This window comes from Bradyrhizobium sp. S3.3.6 (assembly GCF_040546905.1).
Lineage (GTDB): Bacteria > Pseudomonadota > Alphaproteobacteria > Rhizobiales > Xanthobacteraceae > Bradyrhizobium > Bradyrhizobium cytisi.
In genome coordinates this window covers 174,472-191,166 of record NZ_JBEPOT010000012.1, presented here as the reverse complement: position 1 = coordinate 191,166, position 16,695 = coordinate 174,472, and the positions used below count along the sequence as shown (strand labels likewise).

16 protein-coding genes are annotated in these 16,695 nt (G+C 64.4%); 10 read left to right on the top strand and 6 right to left on the bottom strand.

Features of this window, described 5'->3' with window-relative positions; translation table 11 throughout:
• Window positions 1–26: 26 nt before the first annotated feature.
• On the bottom strand, window positions 27–722 hold the full coding sequence (locus tag ABID59_RS29210; RefSeq protein WP_187434702.1) for a DUF1013 domain-containing protein: 696 nt from the start codon (window positions 720–722) through the stop codon (window positions 27–29).
• Window positions 723–986: 264 nt separating this feature from the next.
• Between ABID59_RS29210 and ispH the strand changes: the two genes are divergently transcribed.
• Genes ispH through rnhA form a run of 3 tightly spaced genes read left to right on the top strand, consistent with a single transcriptional unit; the run spans window position 987 to window position 3,406 of the window.
• Window positions 987–1,955, top strand: coding sequence for a 4-hydroxy-3-methylbut-2-enyl diphosphate reductase (gene ispH, locus ABID59_RS29205; RefSeq protein ID WP_148749947.1), 969 nt, complete (start codon window positions 987–989; stop codon window positions 1,953–1,955).
• A 6-nt stretch (window positions 1,956–1,961) separates the two neighbouring features.
• Window positions 1,962–2,945, top strand: a complete 984-nt coding sequence (locus ABID59_RS29200) for a homoserine kinase (RefSeq protein WP_148749948.1) — start codon at window positions 1,962–1,964, stop codon at window positions 2,943–2,945.
• Window positions 2,942–3,406 (top strand): ribonuclease HI, encoded by a 465-nt coding sequence (gene rnhA, locus ABID59_RS29195; protein ID WP_097662137.1) that lies wholly within the window; start codon window positions 2,942–2,944, stop codon window positions 3,404–3,406. Before ABID59_RS29200 ends, rnhA begins: the two co-directional genes overlap by 4 nt.
• 174 nt (window positions 3,407–3,580) lie before the next feature.
• Here rnhA and ABID59_RS29190 read toward each other — a convergent pair whose 3' ends face one another.
• From ABID59_RS29190 to ABID59_RS29170, 5 genes are all read right to left on the bottom strand, one after another.
• Window positions 3,581–4,066: a peroxiredoxin gene (locus tag ABID59_RS29190; RefSeq protein ID WP_148749950.1), complete on the bottom strand. Its 486-nt coding sequence runs from the start codon at window positions 4,064–4,066 to the stop codon at window positions 3,581–3,583.
• Between the two features lie 205 nt (window positions 4,067–4,271).
• Window positions 4,272–5,957: a long-chain fatty acid--CoA ligase gene (locus tag ABID59_RS29185; protein ID WP_354085649.1), complete on the bottom strand. Its 1,686-nt coding sequence runs from the start codon at window positions 5,955–5,957 to the stop codon at window positions 4,272–4,274.
• A 195-nt stretch (window positions 5,958–6,152) separates the two neighbouring features.
• Entirely contained in the window at window positions 6,153–7,649 is a 1,497-nt protein-coding gene (locus ABID59_RS29180) for a D-alanyl-D-alanine carboxypeptidase family protein (RefSeq protein WP_354085648.1), read from the bottom strand.
• Between the two features lie 188 nt (window positions 7,650–7,837).
• Entirely contained in the window at window positions 7,838–9,646 is a 1,809-nt protein-coding gene (locus ABID59_RS29175; protein ID WP_148749953.1) for a glucan ABC transporter ATP-binding protein/ permease, read from the bottom strand.
• Between the two features lie 90 nt (window positions 9,647–9,736).
• Window positions 9,737–10,777, bottom strand: a complete 1,041-nt coding sequence (locus tag ABID59_RS29170) for an ABC transporter substrate-binding protein (RefSeq protein WP_354085647.1) — start codon at window positions 10,775–10,777, stop codon at window positions 9,737–9,739.
• Between the two features lie 227 nt (window positions 10,778–11,004).
• Between ABID59_RS29170 and ABID59_RS29165 the strand changes: the two genes are divergently transcribed.
• The 7 genes from ABID59_RS29165 to ABID59_RS29135 all read left to right on the top strand — a co-directional run bounded on the left by ABID59_RS29165 (window position 11,005) and on the right by ABID59_RS29135 (window position 16,573).
• Window positions 11,005–11,382, top strand: a complete 378-nt coding sequence (locus ABID59_RS29165; protein ID WP_354085646.1) for a hypothetical protein — start codon at window positions 11,005–11,007, stop codon at window positions 11,380–11,382.
• A 102-nt stretch (window positions 11,383–11,484) separates the two neighbouring features.
• Window positions 11,485–11,889, top strand: coding sequence for a phosphoribosyl-ATP diphosphatase (hisE, locus tag ABID59_RS29160; protein WP_354085645.1), 405 nt, complete (start codon window positions 11,485–11,487; stop codon window positions 11,887–11,889).
• A gap of 56 nt (window positions 11,890–11,945) precedes the next feature.
• Window positions 11,946–12,527, top strand: coding sequence for a YqaA family protein (locus ABID59_RS29155; protein ID WP_148749956.1), 582 nt, complete (start codon window positions 11,946–11,948; stop codon window positions 12,525–12,527).
• 81 nt (window positions 12,528–12,608) lie between these two features.
• Window positions 12,609–13,130 carry a hypothetical protein gene (locus ABID59_RS29150; RefSeq protein WP_354085644.1) on the top strand — a complete coding sequence of 174 codons (522 nt, stop codon included), beginning with the start codon at window positions 12,609–12,611 and terminating at the stop codon, window positions 13,128–13,130.
• Between the two features lie 27 nt (window positions 13,131–13,157).
• On the top strand, window positions 13,158–14,558 hold the full coding sequence (locus tag ABID59_RS29145) for an aspartate ammonia-lyase (RefSeq protein ID WP_148749958.1): 1,401 nt from the start codon (window positions 13,158–13,160) through the stop codon (window positions 14,556–14,558).
• 261 nt (window positions 14,559–14,819) lie between these two features.
• Window positions 14,820–15,788, top strand: a complete 969-nt coding sequence (locus tag ABID59_RS29140) for an NAD(P)H-dependent flavin oxidoreductase (protein ID WP_148749959.1) — start codon at window positions 14,820–14,822, stop codon at window positions 15,786–15,788.
• A gap of 11 nt (window positions 15,789–15,799) precedes the next feature.
• Window positions 15,800–16,573 (top strand): thioesterase family protein, encoded by a 774-nt coding sequence (locus ABID59_RS29135; RefSeq protein WP_354032479.1) that lies wholly within the window; start codon window positions 15,800–15,802, stop codon window positions 16,571–16,573.
• Window positions 16,574–16,695 lie beyond the last annotated feature (122 nt).

Below are 16,695 nucleotides of genomic sequence, written 5' to 3'. Positions count from 1 at the left end.
ATTCGATCGCGAAGGAAGAGAGAGGACTACTCCTCCTCTTGCTCCTGCTTCTTGCCGCCGAGGGTCTTCAACTTGGCGAAGACGGCATCGACGTTGAGGTCGTCGCCCGACTTCTCCGACGGCTCGAACTCGTCCTTCTTGGTGGTCTCGGAGGCCGGCAGCAGGGTGGCGCCGCCATAGGCTGCGTCGATCGGCTTTTCCTTGGCCGCACGCGCCACTTCGAAATCGAGCTCGATCTGCGAGCAGAGGCCGAGGGTGACCGGGTCGATCGGGGTCAGCTGCGAGGTGTTCCAGTGGGTGCGGTCGCGGACGCTGGCGATCGTGCTCTTGGTGGTGCCGACCAGGCGCATGATCTGGGCGTCCTTGAGCTCCGGATGGCTGCGCAACAGCCAGAGGATGGCGCTGGGGCGCTCGTGGCGGCGCGACACCGGGGTGTAGCGCGGGCCCTTGCGCTTGGGCTGGGGCGGCAGCACGACCTTGCTCTCCTGGAGACGGAGCCGGTAGTCTTGGTTCTTCTCGCCCTTCTCGATCTCCTCGCGGGTCAGCTGGCCGTTGGAAATCGGGTCCATGCCCTTGATGCCTTGCGCGGCGTCACCGTCGGCGATCGCGCGCACCTCGAGAGGGTGCATCTTGGTGAAATCGGCGACCTGGTCGAAGGTCAGCGCGGTGTTGTCGAGCAGCCAGACGGCGGTCGCCTTGGGCATCAGAGGTGCGTTGCTCATGGCAAATCTCCTTTGTGCTTCGCCCACCCCTCTGGAGGCGAAACCGGTGGTCATCAGCGATGACAGGGAATTCGCGCTATATAAGCCCGGAGGGGGTAGCCACGCAATGGTTCTGCTATAGATAGTGCCTTGACAGCGCCCGAAAGGGGGCCCAATTCCCTCTCAAGTCGCTATAAGTCCAAGCAGACCGTTTCAGGCCCTTTTCCATCCATCGACCGTTCCCCGCCAGAAGGCGAGTGGGTGATTCGGTCCCGAGATCGCTCAATGTCAGCCAAACCAGACCTCAAGTTAGTGCTTTGTTCTCCCCGCGGCTTCTGCGCTGGGGTGGTTCGGGCGATCGACACCGTGGAACGGGCGCTCGATAAATACGGCGCCCCCGTCTATGTTCGCCATGAGATTGTACATAACAAATACGTCGTCGACGGGTTGAAGAAGAAGGGCGCCATCTTCGTCGAGGAGCTCGCCGAGATCCCGGAAAACACCACCGCGCCGGTGGTGTTCTCGGCCCATGGCGTGCCGAAGTCGGTTCCGGCCGACGCCACGTCGCGCAATTTGTTCTCGCTGGATGCGACCTGTCCGCTGGTGACCAAGGTGCACCGTGAGGCCGCGATCCACTTCAAGCGCGGCCGCGAGATCTTCCTGATCGGCCATTCGCATCATCCCGAAGTGGTCGGCACGCTCGGCCAGCTGCCGGTCGGCGCCGTCACCCTGATCGAGACCGCCGAGGACGCCAAGACCATCGCTCCGAAGGACCCCAACAACCTCGCCTTCGTGACCCAGACCACACTGTCGATCGACGACACCGCGGAGATCGTGGCGCTGCTCAAGGAGCGGTTCCCGAACATCAACGGGCCGCACAAGGAAGACATCTGCTACGCCACCACCAACCGCCAGCTCGCGGTGAAGAAGGTGGCACCGGTGGTCGACGCCCTGATCGTGGTCGGCGCGCCGAACTCGTCGAACTCGCAGCGCCTGCGCGAGGTCGCCGAGCGCGAGGGCTGCAAGGTTGCGGTGCTGGCGCAGCGCGCTGCCGACCTCGACTGGACGCGGTTCGAAAACATCACCAGCCTCGGCATCACCGCGGGCGCGTCGGCGCCGGAAGTGATCGTCGAGGAGATCATGGACGCGTTCGCCGAGCGCTACACGCTGCACGTGGAAACGGTCTCGGCCGCCGAAGAGAACGAGTTCTTCCCGCTGCCGCGCCAGGTGCGCCCCGAAGCCGCCGCCGAGTAAACCTGCATGGCGGTCTACACCGACGTTGCCGCCGACGAGCTTGCGGATTTCCTGAGGCAATACGATCTCGGCGAGTTGCTCTCCTACAAGGGCATCGCCGAGGGCGTCGAAAATTCCAACTTCCTCCTGCACACCACCCAAGGCTCGTTCATCCTCACGCTTTACGAGAAGCGCGTGGCGAAGAAAGATCTGCCGTACTTCCTCGCGCTGATGACGCATCTCGCCGAGCACGGCGTCAGCTGCCCGCTACCGGTGAAGGCGAAGGACGGCGAAGCGTTGCGCGAGCTGTCGGGACGCCCCGCGGCGATCATCACCTTTCTCGAAGGCGTCTGGCCGCGCAAGCCGAACGCGACGCATTGCGCCGGCGTCGGCGAGGGCCTCGCCCGGATGCATCTGGCCGGCGCCAATTTTGCGATCAAGCGTGCCAATGCGCTGTCGGTCGCGGGCTGGCGGCCGCTGTTCGATGCGGCAGCACACCGTGCCGACGAGGTGCAGCCGGGCCTGCGCGCATTTCTCGCGGCCGAGCTCGACCATCTCTCGGGTGGCCTCTGGCCGAGCAATCTGCCCGAGGGCGTGATCCACGCCGATCTCTTCAACGACAACGTCTTCTTCCTCGGCGACAAGCTCTCGGGGATCATCGACTTCACCTTCGCCTGCAACGACATGCTGGCCTATGACGTCGCGATCTGCCTGAACGCCTGGTGCTTCGAGCCGGACCATTCCTTCAACGTCACCAAGGCGCGCGCCTTCCTGAACGCCTATGGCCGTGTGCGAAAGCTCTCCGAGGCGGAAGAGGCTGCGTTGCCGCTGCTGGCGCGCGGTGCGGCGATCCGCTTCCTCCTCACGCGGCTGGTCGACTGGCTCAACGTGCCGCCGGGCGCGCTGGTCAAGCCGAAAGATCCGCTCGAGTATTTTCGCAAGCTGCGCTTCCACCAGAGCGTCTCCAGCGCGCGCGACTATGGGCTGCTGCCGTCAGGACTGGTCGCGTGAGCGAGCTTCCCAATGTCACGATCTATACCGACGGCGCCTGTTCGGGAAATCCCGGGCCCGGCGGCTGGGGCGCGATCCTGAAGTTCGGCGACAAGGAAAAAGAGCTGAACGGCGGCGAACGCCACACCACCAACAACCAGATGGAATTGATGGCGGCGATCTCAGCGCTCGAAGCGCTGAAGAAGCCGTGCACCGTCGATCTCTACACCGACAGCCAGTATGTCCGGCAGGGCATCACCGGCTGGATCCACGGCTGGAAGCGCAACGGCTGGCGCACCGCCGACAAGAAGCCGGTCAAGAATGTCGAGCTATGGCAGCGCTTGGATGCCGCGCTGAAGGCGCATGAGGTACGCTGGCACTGGGTGAAAGGCCACGCCGGGCATCCCGAGAACGAGCGGGCCGATCAACTGGCGCGCGACGGGATCGTCAAGGCGCGGTTGCAGCAGCGGGTCGCAGAGTAGGGCATCGACGTCGTCGTCGACGCGACCTCATTCTCAACTGTCATCGCCCGGCTCGACCGGGCGATCCAGCACGCCGCCGCGGCTGTAATGAATCTCGACGTCTCTGGAATACTGGATGCTCCGCTTTCGCGGGGCATGACAGTGTCATTTGTGGCTGAGAGCGGCGCCTCAAGCTCAGAGCTGTCCCAGCAGCGTATCGCCGCCGGATACCTCGACCTTGCCGGGCATCGCCTCCAGGTTCAGCTTCTTGACCACGCCGTCCTCGACCAGCATCGAATAGCGCTTGGAGCGGATGCCGAGGCCGTTGCCGGAGGCGTCCAGCTCCATGCCGATCGCCTTGGCGAAGTCGGCGTTGCCGTCGGCGAGGAAGATCGCTTCGTCGCGCTGGTCGGTGTCGCGCTTCCAGGCGTTCATGACGAAGGCATCGTTGACGGAGACGATCGCGATGGTGTCGACGCCCTTGTCCTTGATGGCATAGGCGTTGAGGAAGATGCTCGGCAGATGCATCTTGTGGCAGGTGCCGGTGTAGGCGCCGGGCACCGCGAACAGCGCCACCTTTTTGCCCTTGAAGATATCGTCGGTGGTCTTCACCTGCGGCCCTTCCGCCGTCATCACGCGGAATTTCGCCTCGGGCAGCTTGTCGCCAATCTGAATGGTCATCGTGAATTCTCCGTGGAAAGGGGCGGGGCTGTTCTAGAGCATTTTACCGGCGGAGGGAAACGGCTTCACAGCGGTGTGATGGGCGGTGGCTGCCAATTTTCTCGTCATTGCGAGCGGAGCGAAGCAATCCAGTATGTCGCCGCGGTGACACTCTGGATTGCTTCGTCGCGAAGAGCTCCTCGAATGACGGCGGAGAGAGGCGGCACTACGCCGCCTGAGCCTTCTTCTCGTCGCGCAGTTCGCGGCGCAGGATCTTGCCGACATTGGTCTTGGGCAGGTCGGCGCGGAATTCGATCTGCTTGGGCACCTTGTAGCCGGTAAGCTGCTCGCGGCAGAACTTGATGACGTCCTCCGCCGTGAGGTTCGGGTCCTTCTTCACCACGAACGCCTTCACCGCTTCGCCGGACCCGCTGTCGGGAACGCCGATCACGGCGCATTCCAGCACGCCCGGATGGCTCGCGATCACTTCCTCGATCTCGTTCGGATAGACGTTAAATCCGGAGACCAGGATCATGTCCTTCTTGCGGTCCACGATCTTGGTGTAGCCCTTCTCGTCCATGATGCCGATGTCGCCGGTGCGGAAATAGCCGTCCGCGGTCATCACCTTCGCGGTCTCCTCCGGCCTGTTCCAGTAGCCCGACATCACCTGCGGGCCCTTGGCGCAGATCTCGCCGGGCTGGCCGAGCGGGAGTTCATTGCCGTCGTCGTCGCGGATCGAGATCCAGGTCGAGGGCACGGGAATCCCGATCGATCCCGAGAATTCGGTTGTGGTCGCGGGATTGCAAGTCAGCGTCGGCGCAGTCTCCGACAGGCCGTAGCCTTCGGCGATGAAGCAGCCGGTCACGGCTTTCCACTGCTCCGCCACCGGGCGCTGTACCGCCATGCCGCCGCCGTTGGAAATCTTCAGCTTGGAGAAGTCGAGCTTCTTGAAGTCGGGATGGTGCATCAAGCCGTTGTAGAGCGTGTTCACCGCCGGGAAGCTGTTGACCTGGTATTTCGCGAGCTCCTTGACGAAGCCGGCGATGTCGCGCGGGTTGGGGATCAGGAGATTGCAGCCGCCGGCGCGCACCGCGAGTAGGTAGCAGGCCGTCAGTGCGAAGATGTGATAGAGCGGCAGCGCACAGACGATCATGAGCTGATCGACATGCGGCGGCGTGGTCATCGCCGGCTGCAGCCAAGCATCGTTCTGCAGCACGTTGGCGACGATATTGCGATGGAGCAGCGTGGCGCCCTTGGAGACACCGGTGGTGCCGCCGGTATATTGCAGGAAGGCGACGTCGCCGGGCGACAGCTTTGGCTTGTTGAGGGTTGCACCCCGGCCGGCCGAGAGCGCATCGTTGAACGAGACAGCGCCCGGCAGCGACCAGGCCGGCACCATCTTCTTGACGCGGCGGACGACGAGATTGACGATCACGCCCTTGAAGCCGAGCAGGTCGCCCATGCTGGCGACGATGACGTGCTTGACCTGCGTCTTCGCGATCACCTGCTCGACGGTGTGCGCAAAGTTCTCCAGCACGATGATCGCTTCGGCGCCGGAATCCTTGAGCTGATGCTCGAGCTCGCGCGGGGTGTAGAGCGGATTGACGTTGACCACGGCAAAGCCGGCGCGCAGCACCGCGGCGGTGGCGACCGGATATTGCAGCACGTTCGGCATCATGATGGCGACGCGCGCGCCGCGCTGCAGGCCGCGTCCCTGCAGGTAAGCAGCGAGCGCCAGCGACATCTGGTCGAGGTCGCGATAGCTGATCGCCTTGTCCATGCAGATGAACGCCTTGCGGTCGGCGAACTTGGCAAAACTCTCCTCAAGGAGGTCGACCAGCGACGCGTATTGAGTCGGCTCGATATCAGCGGGCACGCCGGGCGGATATTGCTTGAGCCAGATGCGCTCCATGGAAACTCCCCTCTCTTGCACCAGAGCCCGTTGTGTCTCGGGCTTGCCTCATTGCCGGCAGTATCGAGCCTGCCGGAACGGCTGGCAAGGCGGTCGAGGCTTAGGGCAAAGGCTGGAGAGTGGCTACTGGAATCGTCGCAGATCGCTGCCGCAGTGCGAAGTGCGGGCGTAGCCAGGCGGGCCTTGAGCCTTAACCTAGCTGTTGTTGGGCGCGGGCTTCGGCTTGGTGGCGGCTTTGGGCTTGGCCGGCTTGGCAGTCTGATCGCCACTCGCCGCCGGCTTCTCCGCAGGCTTATCAGAAGGCTTGGCCGCCGCATCAGACTTGGCCGCGGCACGCTTGCTCGCCGCCGGCTTTGCCGCGCTCTTGGTGTCACTCTTCGCGGCCGCGTCGGGCTTGGTGGCGGCCGGTTTCGCCGCGGCAGTCTTGGTGTCAGTCTTGCCGTCAGTCTTGCCGTCAGTCTTGGCGTCGCTGCCGGCATCGGGCTTCTTGGCGGCGCGCGACTTCTTGCCACGCGCCTTCGGCGGGGTCTGCTGATCGGTGTCGGCTGCGACCGCCGCGACCAGGGCCGCGCCGGTGCGGGTCGGGCCGGTATAGACCACCATGGGCTCTGCGGCTGCAGGCGCCGAGGCCATCAGCTCGGACGCCCTCATCAGCGGCGGCTGGAGCCCTGCGGTGAAGAACGTCACCTGGGCTTCGCCGCCGGTGGCAGACCCGGTCGTGCCGCCGCCGTTGGTCGCGATCAGCGCATCGTCGTCGTCACTGGCCGGCCGCTTGCGGTGACCGCCGCACATCTCCTCGCGCAAATTCGGCGGCGAGGCGTCGACGGGCACGAGGTTCTCGACGGTGCCGAGCGAGGGCCGCAGCCACGACAGATTATCCTGGCTGAAGCCGCGCTCGAGCAGCTGCGCCGCCTTCACCGCACGCGCGGTGCCGGAATTGGCGCCGAGCACCACCGCGATCAGGCGGCGGCCGTTGCGCGTGGCGGAGGCCACGAGGTTGTAGCCGGAGGCGCAGATGAAGCCGGTCTTGAAACCGTCGGCGCCGGGATAGCGGCCGATCAGCTTGTTGAAATTGCCAGTGACGCGCTTGCCGAAGCGGATCGCCGGGATATGCACGAAATATTCGTATTCCGGCAGGTCGCGCAGGAACGAGCGCGCGAGAATCCCGAGGTCGCGTGCCGAGGTGACGTGTCCATCTGCAGGCAGGCCGTTCGGATTGACGTAGTTCGTCTGCGTCATGCCGAGCTTCTTCGCGGTGTCGTTCATCATCACGGAGAAGCCGTCGATCGAACCGCCGAGGCCTTCGGCGAGCACCACGGCCATGTCGTTCGCCGACTTGACCATCATCATCTTCAGTGCGTTGTCGACGGTGAGCTGTGTCCCCGGACGGAGGCCCATCTTCGAGGGCGATTGCGAGGCGGCCGTCGGCGACACCGTCAGCAGCGTGTCGAGCGTGATCTTGCCGTCCTTCACCGCCTTCAGCGTCACATAGGCAGTCATGATCTTGGTGACGGAGGCCGGATACCAGGGAATGGTCGCGTTGTCCGCTTGCAGCACCTTGCCGGTGTCGGCTTCGATCAGAAGCAGCGCTTCAGCATTTGCGACGCGCGGTACGAGCAGCGCACCGACTGCGAGCGCTGCGGCGAACAGGTTGAACAGAGACTTGCGAAGCAGCGGGCGAAAGGCGTGCACTATCCGATTCCGGTCCTTGGAGATCCGCCAGTTCGGACGGTTCTCGTGATCTGATGTTCGGTTCTGAAATCCAGCGCCGCCGCTTGCGGCAGCGCAAACCTATACCGGCTCGTGCGTCGAGAACAGGGGTTTCGGCTGCGTATTCCGCGATGAAATAGGCTGAATTTCGACGGTGCTACGGGGACTTGTTAAGGAGATTTGGCGGCAGAGGCCGCGGCCTCGGCGGCACCCGCGCTGGGCCGCGCATTTGCCTGAGCACTTTCCTGCACCATGAACTGGGCCTTGGCGAGTTCGGCAAAATGGCCGCCTTTGGCCACGAGTTCATCGAAAGTTCCGCTTTCGATCACCCGTCCGTCCTCGAACACCAGGATCCGCGTGGCATTGCGGATGGTGGAGAGGCGGTGGGCGATCACGAAGGTGGTGCGGCCCTTCATCACTTCATCGAGAGCGGCATTCAGCTTGGCCTCGGTGATGGCGTCGAGCGCGCTGGTCGCCTCGTCCAGGATCAGGATCGGCGGGTCCTTCAGCAGCGCGCGTGCGACCGACAGCCGTTGCCGCTCGCCGCCGGACAGCATGCGGCCGCGCTCGCCGGCATTGGTCTCGAAACCGCCGCTACGCTCGATGAACTCGAGCGCCTGTGCGCGCTCGGCCGCCTTGCGCATCTCGGCGTCGGTTGCGTCCGGCTTGCCGACGCGCAAATTCTCCGCGATCGAGCGGTTGAACAGCAGCGCTTCCTGGAACACGACGCCGATATTCCGCCGCAGCGAGGTCAGCGTCACACCGCGCACGTCCATGCCGTCGATCTTGATGAAGCCGGACTGGGGATCGAAGGCGCGATGCAAAAGCGCGATCGCGGTCGACTTGCCGGCGCCGGTCGGGCCGACCAGCGCAATGGTCTGGCCGGGCAGCGCGGTGAAGGAGAGATCCTCGACCGCTGGCCGCTTGCCGTCATAAGAGAACGTGACGTCATTGAACTCGACCAGGCCGGAGAGCCGCCCCGCATCGATCGCGTCGGAGCGGTCGTGCACCGCGGGCACGGCGTCGAGAACGTTGAAGAACTCGCGCAGGCGCGGCGCTTCCATGAATACGCTGTTGATGAAGCTCACGACCTGCTCGAGCTTCTGGATCAAGAGCGTGGCGAAGCTCACGAACATCACGATCTCGCCGACCGAGGTCAGGCCCTGGTCGTGCAGAGCGATGCCGAGCGTGAAGATCGCGAGCACGGTGATGGTGGTGGAGGCGCGTGTGATCACAGTGACGAGCGCCCACCATGACAGCACCGGCATTTGGGCCGCGAGCAACTGATCGGCGACGGAGCGCAGGCCCTGCACCTCGGACTCGACGCGGACGAAGCTCTGCACCAGCGCGACGTTGCCGAGCGCGTCGGAGGCGCGCGCCGAGAGCTCGCTATATTGCTCCTCGACCGCCATCTGCATGCCAAAGGTCCTGCGCACGACGAAGGTCGTCAGTGCGGTGAAGACGATGCAGAGTACGAACAGCAGGATCGCGAGTCGCCAATTCAGATAGAGCGACAGCGGCAGCAGCACTACGACCGAGAGGATCGCGGCAAAATGCTCGCGGAAGAAGCCGAGCCACAGCCGCCACAGCGCATCTGTGCCGTTCAGCATGACCTTCATCAGCCGGCCCGAATGGGTGCCGGAGTGGAAGGTCAGGGGCAGTTGCAGAATGTGCTCGAAATAGCTGGTCAACACCGCCTGGCGCTGGCGGTGGGAGAGCCGGTCGGCCTGCAACGCCACGAGCGCGCTGCAGCCGATGGTGAACAGCCCGAACGCGACCCAGGCGATCAGGAACGGCCAGGCCGAGCTTGAGCCGGCTACCGTCTTGCCGGAGAGCACGTCGACGATGCGGCCAAACAGCACCGGTTCGGCGAATTGCGAGGCGGCAAGCAGGAGATTAGCGACTGCCAACAACCAGCCCAGCCGCGCTTCTTTTCCGAGCAGCTCGAGAACACGGGTGTAGAGGCTGAAAATGGACATGCGAGGTCGGACTCTGGCGGATCAAACGGGACGAGCGGATATTCTAAGCAGGGATCGCCCGCGAGATACAGCAGAAGCTGCCGGTTTTGCTCAATTGATGAGCCGGCTTTCAACCGGCGGCAGGAACCGGCCATCGAAGATGTCGCCCGCCGCCGGACGCTTGTGGAATCTGAAATCCTCGGCGATCTGGTCGATCGAGCGCTCCAGGCGCGCCGGATCGACGCCGCCGAGGCCGTTGCGTCGGACCTCGTCGGTCAGGATGTTGTCGGCGAGCACGGTGCGCAGGCGCGCGAGCTCGAGGTCGCGGTCGCTGTCGTCGATGCGGCCGGCGGCCTCGTCCGCCGCGCGCGCCGGCTCCTTCGCGGTTGTGGTGATGCCCGCAATCAGCGCGCGGACAAAACCCTTCAGCGCGTCCGGCTTCGCCGTGGCGAAGGCGGGACTGGCGACGACGGCAAAGCCGTAGGCCTCGCAGCCATAATCGGCGTAACGCAGCACGGCGAGATCATCGGCCGGCACGCCGCGGTCGCGCAAATTCACCGCGGAGAGATAGGAGAACCCGGCGACGGCGTCGACCTGTCCCGCCGAGAGCACCGGCTCGCGCACCGCCGCACTCATCTTGAAGAATTTGACATGCGAGACGTCGATGCCGTTCTGCCGTGCCAGCGCCGGCCACAGCCGGATCGACAGATCGCTGTCGGCGACGCCGACGGCCTTGCCGTCGAGATCGGAGAGCAAATGGATGCCGCGGCTCTTGCGGGCGACGATTGCGTAGGGCGCGCGGTTGAACAGCACGAACACCGCCTTAACCGGCGGCGCATCGGCCTTGTCGCGAAAACGAATGAGCTCGTTGATGTCGACGAGCGCGAGCTCGCTATTGCCGGTAGCAACGCGCGCAAGTGCTTCCGGCGATCCGGCCGCGCTGTTGAAGGAGACGTTGAGGTGCTCGGCGCCGAACTTGCCGTCCTTTGCGGCCATGAAGAACGGCGCCATGCTCGCATCGACCGGACGGTCGAAGGTGACGTGGATCGCCACAGGCGGCGCCACGGTCTCGGCCGCGTCCACATGGCGCGCGGCAAGCACGATCGCGAGGACCAGCAGGCCGTGAGTGACGATCGTCTTGAATCCAACCATCGGTCGCGCCGGTTCCGCATTGTTGTGGTTTCGTGACGCTCGCAGCGCCGGCCGGCGACGAGTGTGTTCGCATCAACATGAACGGCGGATGAGCCGTGGTTGCGTCACGATCACGCAACCCCGTTCATCTTCTGTTGGGGTTGGGGAACCCAACATGGAATGCGGATGTTTGAAAGACATGAGCCTGTCTCGAGGCACCAATGCAGGTCCCAAGGAGGGTCCACGCCATGTTTGACCGATTTTCGAAGTTTACCGGCCGCAAGGCCGTTCTCGCCACCGCGGCGGTGCTGGCGCTGACCACCGTCGCCCCCAGCGCATCGTTCGCGGGCGGCCGCCACTGGCATGGGGGCGGCGGCGCGGCCTTTGCCGGTGCAGCCATTGCCGGCGCCATCGGCACCGGGCTTGCGATCGCAGCAACCCGCGATGCGTATGCCTATGATGCCCCGGCCTATTACGGCGGCGGCCCGGTCTATTACGATAACGGCCCGGCCTATTACGGCGGCCCGGGTTATTACAGGAACGATCGCGAATACCTGGGCACCAATGGCAGTGGCAGTCGCGACCCCTTTGCCACCTGCAGCCGAGGCGGCGCGGGTTGTTGGTAAGTCGTTGACCACGAAAGGCCGGTGCGCTTGTCGCTCCGGCCTTTTGCCATTTATTGTCAGGCGTTAACGCGTCGACCATTTGTTTAGAGTAGTTTTACGTACATGAGTGATTCGCTTGAGCGGCTATATCTGGCTGTCCTCGCGGCCAGGGACCTTGATCCGGCAACATCGCGCACTGCCCGGCTGTTTCAGCGTGGGCCTTCCAAAATGGCGAAGAAGCTGGCCGAAGAGGCGATCGAGGTCGTGATCGATGCGGTCAACGGCGACGCCGAGGCCGTGGTCCGGGAAAGCGCCGATCTGCTCTACAATCTCACCGTGCTATGGGCTTCCGCCGGCGTGCGCCCCGAAGACGTCTGGCGTGAAATGTCGCGGCGTGAGGACATGTTGGGCATTGCCGAAAAGTTGCCGAAATCGCCGCTGAAGCTGCCCAAAGTCGCGTCACCGCGTATTTCGGCCCGGCGGCCAATTGTCGCGCTCGAGGGCCGCGCGGCGCGCAAACGGCACTAAAGCGTCACAAAACTCCACGATGGACAAATCCGTCCCATGGTGCTTCATCGCGGCGCATGCTGAAACGTATCTACGATTGGTGCATCGACGCCGCCCACAAGCCTTACGCGCTCTGGATCATGGGAGCCGTGGCTTTCGCCGAAAGCTCGTTCTTTCCAGTTCCCCCGGACGTGATGCTGATCCCGATGTCGCTGGCGCGTCCGCAGCGCGCCTGGCTCTACGCCGCGATCTGCACGGCCACCTCGGTGGTCGGCGGTCTGCTCGGCTACGCCATTGGTGCGCTGCTGTTCGACTCGGTCGGCCATTGGCTGATCCAGGTCTACGGCCTCGGCGGCAAGGTCGATGCTTTCCGCGCCTCCTATGCGGAATGGGGCGCGGTGATCATCCTGCTCAAGGGCCTGACGCCGATCCCCTACAAGCTCGTCACCATCACCTCGGGTTTTGCCGGCTACAATCTCGTTCTTTTCATCCTGTGCTCGATTGTCGCGCGCGGCGGGCGCTTCTTCATCGTAGCGATCCTCCTCAATCGCTATGGCGACTGGATCCGCGAGCGGATCGAGCGGCATCTCGCCCTGTGGGTGGCGCTCGGCGCTGCCGTGCTGGTGCTCGGCTTCGTGGTCGCGATCAAGCTGATCTAGGACTTAGATTCCAGGATCTGGATTCCGGGAGTTGGATCCCCAACGCTTTCACGCCGCGCCGGCTTCGGCTACGGTTGCCCCATGATGGTCCGATCCGGAAATCCGGCAGTGCGGCTCGGGACGCTGATCTCGGCGGTGCTGCTGCTCCTGCCCGGTGCTGGCGGGACCGGGTGGGCGCAATCGGCGCCGCCGACGCTCGGTCTGCAGGAGCAGGGGCCGCAGGCCGCGCCGCCGCCATCGACGCCTGCAGCTTCGGAAAACCCCGGACTGATCAACGAAATGGGCAAGCTGTTCGACAAGCTGCCCTCGATCCTGCCGCCGATCAAAAGCCCGAGCGAGACCATGAACGATCTGTCGCGTCTGGCGCGGCCGTCCACCATGGTGTCGGGGCGTGCGGCCTGTCCGGTCTCGCCCAGCGGCGGGCCCGACTGCAAGCTCGCTGCCGATCAGCTCTGCCAGGGCAAGGGCTACAAGGAAGGCAAGAGCTTGAACACCGATTCCGCCGAGAAGTGCTCGGCCAAGGTTCTCATTCCGGGCAGGCAACGCAAACCGGATGATTGCCGCACCGATACCGTCGTCACCAGCGCGCTGTGCCAGAACTGAGGACGTCGCGCGACCAAAGGAGCGCCCATGAGCCGCACTGAGCAGGACTTCCTCGGACAGCGTGAGATCGCCGACGACATCTACTACGGCGTCCAGACCATCCGGGGTAAGGAAAACTTCCACATCACCGGCATTCCGATGAACCAGGAGCCTTACTTCGTGAAGGCGCTGGGTTACGTGAAGAAGGCCGCCGCGATGGCCAATCGCGATCTCGGCGCGATCGACACGAAGGTGGCGGACGCGATCATCGTCGGCTGCGACCGCGTCATCGCCGGCGACATGATGGACCAGTTCGTCACCGACTTCATCCAGGGCGGCGCCGGTACTTCGACCAACATGAACGCCAACGAGGTGATCGCCAACCTCGCGCTGGAATCGCTCGGCTTCAACAAGGGCGATTACCAGCACGTCAGCCCGAACGACCACGTCAATTACGGCCAGTCGACCAACGACACCTATCCGACCGCATTCCGGCTGGCGCTGATCCTGCGGCTCGAGAGCTACATGATGGCGCTGCGCCAGCTCCGGGAGGCCTTCTTCGCCAAGGGCCGCGAGTTCGAACGCGTGCTGAAGATGGGGCGCACGCATCTCCAGGACGCGGTGCCGATGTCGCTCGGCGCCGAATTTCGCGGCTGGGGCACCACGATCGGCGAGGAGGTCGACCGCATCTCCGAGGCGCGCGCGCTGCTGCGCGAGATCAATCTCGGCGCCACCGCGATCGGCACCTCCGTGACGGCAGCGGTCGGCTACCCAAAACTCGCGGTCCGGCATCTCAGCGCGCTGACCGGCGTCGACTTCATTCTCGCCGGCGATCTCGTGGAGGCGACCTCGGACACCGGCGCCTATGTGCAGCTCTCCGGCGTGCTCAAGCGCACCGCGAGCAAGCTGACGAAAATCTGCAACGACATCCGCCTGCTCGCCTCCGGCCCGCGCGCCGGCTTCAACGAGATCAACCTGCCGCAATTGCAGCCGGGCTCCTCGATCATGCCGGGCAAGGTCAATCCTGTCATCCCCGAGGTCGTGAACCAGACCAGCTTCCTCGTCATCGGGCTCGACACCACGGTGACGCTCGCTGCGAGTGCCGGCCAGCTCCAGCTCAACGTGATGGAGCCGGTGATCTCGTTTGCGCTGTTCTTCTCGATCCGCACCATGGAGCGCGCGGTCAACAGCCTGCGCGAGAATTGCGTGGTCGGCATCACCGCCAACGAGGAACACACCCGCAACATGGTGCTGAACTCGCTCGGCATCGTCACCGTGCTGAAGCCGCTGCTCGGCTACAAGCAATGCGCCGAGATCGCGCGCGAGGGCTACAAGAGCGGCAAGTCGCTGCACCAGATCGTGGTGACCGAACGCAAGCTGCTGACGCAGGAAAAATGGGACGAGATGTTCTCGTTCGAGCGGCTGATCAATCCGGATTTGCTTGGGTGATGGTGCTCTCTCCTCCCGTCATTCCGGGGCGCGCGTAGCGCGAGCCCGGAATCCATTTCGCTATTCGCGCCGGCGCCCAATGGATTCCGGGTTCGACGCTACGCGTCGCCCCGGAATGACGGACAAAAGAATTCCGCGCGTTGGAATTGCGGTAACGGCATCCGCCACGGCGTCAAAACGCAATACTTGACAGTGGAAAGATTGCCTTGTTGGTATGGCTCCCAACCTTCAATGCGTCTGCCAACAAAGGATCGTTTCGCAATGTCCATGCCTGCTCTGTTCAAGGGACGCCTGTCGATCCCCGTGATCGGTTCGCCGCTCTTCATCATCTCGGTGCCCGACCTCGTGATCGCGCAGTGCAAGGCGGGCGTGGTCGGCTCGTTCCCGTCGCTGAACGCGCGGCCGCCGGAATTGCTCGACGAGTGGCTGGCGCGGATCACCGAAGAGCTCGCGGCCTACGACCGCGCGCATCCCGACAAGCCGTCGGCGCCGTTCGCGGTCAACCAGATCGTGCACAAGTCGAACAACCGGCTCGACCACGACATGCAGCTCTGCGCCAAGTACAAGGTGCCGATGATCATCTCCTCGCTTGGCGCACGCGAGGAGCTCAATCAAGCCGTTCACGGCTGGGGCGGCATCGTCTTCCACGACGTGATCAATCAGAAATTCGCCCACAAGGCGATCGAGAAGGGTGCCGACGGCCTGATCCTGGTCGCGGCCGGCGCCGGTGGCCATGCCGGCACCATCTCGCCGCTCGCTTTCGTAGCCGAAACGCGGAAATGGTTCGACGGCCCGATCGCGCTGTCGGGCGCCATCGGCAACGGCAAGGCGATCCGCGCCGCGCGCGTTCTCGGCGCCGACTTCGCCTATATCGGCTCGGCCTTCATCGCGACCAAGGAGGCCAACGCGGTCGAGACCTACAAGGAGATGATCGCGGGTGCGAGCGCCGACGACATCGTCTATTCCAACCTCTTCACCGGCGTGCACGGCAATTATCTGAAGCCCTCGATCCTCGCCGCCGGCATGGATCCGGAAAACCTGCCGACCTCCGATCCCTCCAAGATGAACTTTGGCACCGACGCCTCCGGCGAGCGCGCCAAGCCGAAGGCCTGGAAGGAGATCTGGGGCTCGGGCCAGGGCATCGGCAGCGTCGATGGCATCGTGCCCGCCGCCGAGATGATCGCGCGTTTCAAGAAGGAATACGACGAGGCGATCGATCCGCCGTTGTGATAGCTCTCGCAATGACCGCCATCTACCGCGTCGACGGCAACAGCGTCGTCACCAGCCCCAATGCCGCAGGGCCGTGGGACCGGCGCATGCAGCACGGCTCGGCGCCATCGGCGCTGGTGACGTGGGCCGCGGAGCGTATTCCGACACAGGTCGCGATGAACATCGCACGCGTTACCATCGACCTGATGCGCCCGGTGCCGGTGGCGCCGCTCACGATCGAGACCGCGGTGCTGCGCGAGGGTCGCAAGATCCAGCTCTGCGAGGTCAAGCTGCTCGCCGACGGCGTACAGGTCGTCGGCGCCACCGTGCTCAAGATCAAGCAACAGGCGCAGCCGCTGCCCGATGACGTCAGGGAGTTGCCGGTCACGCTGCCGTCGCCCGAGGACTCGCTGGTCGAGGACGGTCATGGCGCGACCAGCCCGTTCGCGGGCATGGTCTCGATGCGCGCCGCACGCGGCCGCTTCGGCCAGGCCGGTGCCGGTGCGATCTGGTTTCGCCTCGACCATCCGCTGGTCGAAGGCGAGGCGGTCTCGCAGGCGATGCGGGCCGTGGTCGCCGCCGATTTCTCCAACGGCACCGCCTCGACGCTCGACTTCCGCACCTGGACCTACATCAACGCCGACCTCTCGGTGAGCCTGGCGCGCCAGCCGGTCGGCGACTGGATCTTGCTCGACGGCGAATCCTGGATCGGCCCGGATGGCGCCGGGCTTGCGATGTCGCGGCTGGCCGATCGCCAGGGCTATTTCGGCCGCGCGGTGCAGAGCCTGGTGATCGAGAAGCGGTGAGTGTGATGGCAGGCGACGTGATCGCTGCTTGTGCCACTTGAACGGCAGGCTTCCGCCGCCGCGGAAGGGATGCTTGGTCGTGTTCGACCAGGGCATCCTGCCTGTTCACACGCCGTAGAAGA